We start from the raw sequence: 6397 nt of genomic DNA on the forward strand, positions 1-6397 counted from the left end.
TCGCGGGTTCGAGTCCCGTCTTCCGCTCGCTTCCAAAAGGCCTCGTTATTCTTAGGAATAGCGGGGCTTTTTATTTTCCTACCATTTGCTTTTGCCACAAGAGAATGCGTATCTTTTAAATACCGAGCGCACACAGATATATGCAAAATAGGTATTGAATGTTAAAAACAACTTGAACAGCCTCTCGAAACTCGGGAGGTAAGAGACGTACAGAGCCAAATATCTGCACAACCGACCATGTGGTGATCCGGCAACATACGTGGTTTTAATACAAAAAAGAACGTTGCATCTCACTATAATAAACAAACTATAGTTCTTGAGGAACTATGGAATTCCACCATAATAACAAAAAGCTTTCAGAAAAAAAACTTAATAATAGAGTATATTAAATACTACGTTTTTGCAAACGTAAACAATCCATTTAACATGAGCAACTTTTTTTACAAAATAAATTCAACATTTAAAACAATAGGAATAAAATAATTTTCTCCTATGTCAAAAAAGACATTGTAATGATAACAATTTCCACTCCTCATACATTTAAGACATTGAATAATAAGATTCTTTCTATATATAAGTTCCATAGTTCCTCAAGGACTATGGAGACATCATTTAGATAATTAGTTAAATAATATGCTTAAAGTAGAAATTCATAATCAATAAAAAATAGCCTATGGGATAAAAACAAAAAAAGGACACAGTTAAAAGTAACAACAGTTAACGTAAAATCTATAATTCCGTAAAAAACATGATCAAAAATGAATTAAATCAAAAATTGCAATTAACATGTATCGTGTGTGCATTGCTATCAGGTACAAATTATCTTCATGCCAATGGCAAATGGTTAGATAGACATGAAAAGGAAATAATCCCTACTGTTAAAAAACTCACAGAAGAAGGGATCCATATAAATGGTACAGTACGAGATTCCCAGGGAGAACCACTTTCTGGAGTGAATATTGTAATAAAAGGACAAACGATAGGTACAACAACAGATATAGATGGCAACTATTTTTTAGAAGTTCCAAGTCGAAGTTCTATACTAGTATTCACTTACATTGGATTTGAAGAGCAGGAAATTGTTGTTGGTAACCAAATCAACATAAACTTGAACATGCACGAAATTTCGACAGGCTTGAATGAAGTGGTAGTAGTCGGCTATGGCTCTCAAAAACGTGCATCGATAGTAGGTTCGATTACAACAATCGAGCCTCAGGTATTAAGCCAAGGGACAACACGTGCCTTAAGTAACAACTTGGCGGGAAATGTGGCAGGTGTAATTGCCGTGCAACGATCAGGAGAACCGGGAGCGGACGGTTCCAATTTCTGGATACGAGGTATTTCATCTTTCCAAGGAGCAGGAACCAGTCCTTTAGTATTAGTCGACGGCATCGAACGAACACTCGATGACTTGAACCCTGCTGAAATCGAATCATTTTCTGTGTTAAAAGATGCATCTGCTTCAGCCGTTTATGGTGTACGTGGAGCAAACGGCGTTATTTTGGTGCAAACTAAACGTGGGAAATTAGGAAAACCTACAGTCAATGTCCATTTCGAACAAAGTTTTACTCAACCAACAAAATTACCCCAATACATCGGTTCAGCAGAGTATCTGACATTATTGAATGAAATAGCAAAAGATAACGGTCAACAGCAATCTCCCTATTCGCAAGAAACCATTGATCACTACATAAATCGAACTGATCCGGATTTATACCCGGATGTAAATTGGATGGATCTGATTACGAAAGATTTTGCCATGAATCAACGTGCAGATATTACTGTCAACGGAGGTTCTGACATTTTACGCTATGCAGTGGTCGGATCATATTATGGCGAACAAGGTATTTTCGAACGCGACAAGAGTCAAAGTTGGAACAGTGGAACACATCTAAACAAATTCAACTTACGCTCGAATGTAGACATCAATATCACAAAAACAACGCAATTGACAGTCAGTGTCGGTGGCTATTTACAGGAGATGAATAAAATGGCAATATCTTCCGATGATGCATTTTCGGGAGCATTCGAGACCCCTCCATTCATACATCCGGCCTATTATAAAGAAGATGATAATATCTATTTTCCAGTAGTCAATCAACGAGTGAATCCGTACGTACAGGTTACTCAAAAAGGATATGCAACAACCTCTCAAAGTAAAATCGAATCGTTGTTCGCATTAGAGCAAGATTTGAAATTTATTACTCCTGGACTGAAAATAAAGGGTATTTTCTCATTTGATCGCTATTCTTGGTCAGGCGTTACTCGTTCAAAAACACCAGACTTGTATCAACCGGCTACCCAACGCGATGAAAATGGTAATTTAATTTTGAACATATCCAGTTACGGACAACAATTTTTGAGCACTTCCGAAAATAATGATTGGGGAAACAAAGCAACTTATGTAGAACTGAATTTGAATTATGAAAGGACATTCGGGAAACATCAGGTTGAAGGTTTGTTCTTGTATAACCAACGGGATTACCAGCAATTTGAAGAATCGTACGACATCGTACCTTATCGCCGCATGGGTATCGCCGGACGAGCATCTTACACATATGACAATCGATATATTGCAGAATTTAATTTCGGTTATAACGGATCAGAAAATTTTGCCAAAGGATATCGCTTCGGATTTTTCCCGTCCGTAGCAATTGGTTACTTGCTTTCGGAAGAAAAGTTCATGGAACCATACAAAGACACGTTCAGCAAAATCAAGTTTCGTGGTTCATTCGGCTTGACAGGGAACGACCAATTAGACGGACGTCGCTTTGCTTACCAGACAACATTGGGAGAAGACGGAACGGGTTATGACTGGGGAACCAACGGACAATATTATCATCGGAATTCTCGCTTTGAAGGTGATTTCGGAATTCCTAATCTGACATGGGAAACCGTATCGAAAACAAATGCAGGTTTCGAATTGGGCCTCTGGAATATGATCGACTTCCAAGTGGACTATTTCTTTGAACACAGATATAATATCTTTATGAAACGAAATAATATTCCGACATCAGCAGGATTTAGAAATACACCATGGGCTAATTATGGGAAAGTAAATAATCAGGGGATCGACCTAGCATTAAACGTAAACAAACAAATCAATAAAGATTTATACGTCGGCTTCCGGGGATCTTTTACATACGCCCAGAACAAAATCATCGAACAGGATGAGGCATTAGGCGTCATGGGGACGAATCGTCAACGGACAGGCGAAAAAGTCAACCAGTTATTTGGATTAGTCGACGAAGGCCTGTTTACTTTTGATGATTTCCAAAAAGATGCCAACGGAGATTATCTGATTGCCGAGAATGGCGGTTACGTTGTAAACGAGGATATTCCTACCCATACATTCGGTCCGGTTCGCCCCGGTGACATCAAATATAAAGACGTGAATGGGGATGGCGTTGTCAGTTCATTGGACGAGACTGCCATAGGAGGAACATACAACCCTCAGATCGTATACGGCTTCGGTGCCAATTTTCGCTATAAGAATCTAGATTTTAACATATTCTTCCAAGGGAATGGGATGACATACGGATTTAAAGGAGGATGCAGCAACAAGTTTACCCCTGGTGAAACAATGGGGGCCATGGGAAATATCCTGACTAACTATCAAGACCGTTGGACCGTTGAAAATCCAAGCCAAGATGTATATTACCCACGTTTGACATGGGGGAAAAGCGAGAATAATGTTCGAAACTCTACATGGTGGTTGGAAAACATGAGTTTTCTCCGAGTGAAAGATATAGAGATCGGCTATACGCTCCCGAAATCTTGGGTACGACAAATTGGCCTGTCGAACATTCGTTTATATGCAAAAGGTAGTAATCTGTTCACATTCTCAAAATTTGACTTATGGGATCCTGAAGTCGACACATCCGTAGGAACAAAATACCCGATAATGAAATCATTTTCAGCAGGTTTTGATATTAATTTCTAAAAATAAAAAAATAAAAAAATGAAATTTAGCAAGTATATTGGTTTAGCGACATTATGTATGTGCTTAAATGGATGCACGGATTTTATAGACAATGCACCAGACGATATTATTACAATAGACATGATATTCGACGACAAGACTCGTACGGAAGATTGGCTAGCAGGTGTATACCAAGGCATTCGGGATCCATACTGGGATTATACGCGTTACGATGCGTTCGAGATGCTGGCAAACGATATCACTCCATCGCAAGGCTGGTTTCCATATTGGGGTAGTGACTGCGGATTAGGATTTCGCGTAGGACAATGGGAACCTAATTCAGGTTGGAGCGGTTCCTATTGGACAATGTCCAAATATATTCGACAAGCCTATATTTTCATGGATAACGTAAAGGCTTTACCAAAACAAAACGTAACGGAGAGTGACGTGGAGACAATGAAAAACGAATGTCGTTTCATGGTTGCGTATTACTATTGGATGATGACCTTGGCTTATGGAGCAGTCCCTTATTTTGAAGATGATATGACTTCGGATTCTCCGGATCTAATGCGCGGTCAGAAAAGCTTTGAATGGATGATCGACTGGCTGGATAATCAATTTTTAGAATTGTCGAAAGTCCTTCCGGACAGTTGGAGTACGTTGTATGGTGGTCGCGCAACTAAATTGGCAGCATTGGCGCTTCGCGCCCGCATATTGCTATTTGCAGCAAGTCCGTTAGTAAATGGAAATGAATGGTATCTCGGCTTTAAAAATTCTGACGGAGAAGAACGTTTCAGCCAAGCTTATGATGCCAACAAATGGAAAAAAGCAGCTGACGCATGTAAGCAGCTGATCGATGAAGCCGAGAAAAAAGGAAAGGGGTTGTATATCGTAAATAACAAAGAAAACGGCAAAGTGGATCCCTTCATGTCCTGTTACGGAGCCACAATGAGAACAGAAGGAGAGGGTAACAATGAAATCATTTGGTTCCGACCTAAAGGAAATTACGGAGATTGGGAACAGCACGGAACTCCTCGCGGTTGCGGCGGTAATGGAGGCTTAGGAGTTACTCAATCACTGGTAGATGCTTTCTTTATGGAAGACGGAACGGAACCTATACTGGGATATAATGCGGACGGTAGTCCGAAAATCAATCCGAATGCGCCATTATATAGTGAGAAGGGATTTTCTACAAAACCCGAATATAGGGCAACCGATTATTATTTAATGGATGGGTACAATGATAGTAATTACCCTGACGTTACACCGGAACGAGACGGGAAACGCTTGATTGTACAACCCAACACATTTAATATGTATTGCCATCGGGAACCTCGTTTTTACCTGACTGTAGTATGGAATGGACAATGGTTCAAATGGGAAAACCGTAATACGAACTTTTTGTATGGACAACCGGACGGAGGACCAACACACGATGCTCCGCAAAACGGTTATTTAAATCGTAGTCGAGTATCATTGGATTATATACCTCGTGATAACAATCACCCTTATCGTCCGGCTATCATTTTCCGCATGGCAGAAGCTTATCTAAGTTATGCTGAAGCATTAAATGAAAGTTCAGAACGCATGAGCCACAAACAAGAAATACTCGACAATTTGAATAAGATTCGCCATCGGGCTGGTATTGCCGAATATGGAACTGGCACGGATGAGAATGGTTTTACCCGCATTAAGATCAATTTCTCAGACCAGAAAGAGGTAAGACGTTTGATACACAAAGAACGCCGAGTAGAATTTGTGGGTGAAGGAGTTCGTTACCATGATTTGCGTCGCTGGAAAACAGCCCATTATGGCATCGGAAACCTAAATGAGCAGGGTGAAAATCCAGATTGGGGTGTCAATGGACCGGATTATGGGATGAATTATTATGGAACCGAATATACTGATCAAGGAGACAACGCCTTCTTCAAACGCACAAAATACATGGATCGTGTTTATCCTCGCAAATTCTATTGGTATCCGATACATCAATCAGAAATAGATAAGGATCCAACATTGGTTCAAGGCCCATTTTGGCTTGGAGAGTAAAAGTGTATAAAGAAAATAAACTGGACGCAGACGTCGCAGAATGCGCTAATTAACGCAGACTTATTTTATATTGTCAATTAATATATCTACGCTTGTCTGCGTAATCTGCGTCCAGTAAATATAACCATGAATTGTGACATAACTGGGCAATGTTTCATGTCCTGGTATACACTTTATTTCTTATTGCAGCAACATTCCACATAACCATACATCGGTGCAAGTATAAATAAATCACTAAAACAGTTTCTAAAAAAAGGATAGCTTCCCGAACCCCGAAAAGCTATCCTCAAAAGTCAAAATATTGAAAAAATACCACACTATCCCCTCAATGCTTCATCCATTGCAGCAGCAGCCTTACGACCGTCACCCATTGCCAGGATTACGGTTGCACCGCCACGGACGATATCACCACCCGCATATACATCA

Annotated in this window: 2 protein-coding genes; both read left to right on the plus strand. The window is 40.0% G+C overall.

Annotated features, from left to right (window positions below):
• The first annotated feature begins 748 nt into the window (after positions 1–748).
• Positions 749–3943 (plus strand): SusC/RagA family TonB-linked outer membrane protein, encoded by a 3195-nt coding sequence (locus BHV83_RS11045; RefSeq protein WP_005637363.1) that lies wholly within the window; start codon positions 749–751, stop codon positions 3941–3943.
• A gap of 18 nt (positions 3944–3961) precedes the next feature.
• Positions 3962–5971 carry a RagB/SusD family nutrient uptake outer membrane protein gene (locus BHV83_RS11050; protein WP_286757520.1) on the plus strand — a complete coding sequence of 670 codons (2010 nt, stop codon included), beginning with the start codon at positions 3962–3964 and terminating at the stop codon, positions 5969–5971.
• Positions 5972–6397 lie beyond the last annotated feature (426 nt).

Source organism: Parabacteroides sp. merdae-related_45_40, assembly GCF_001915675.1.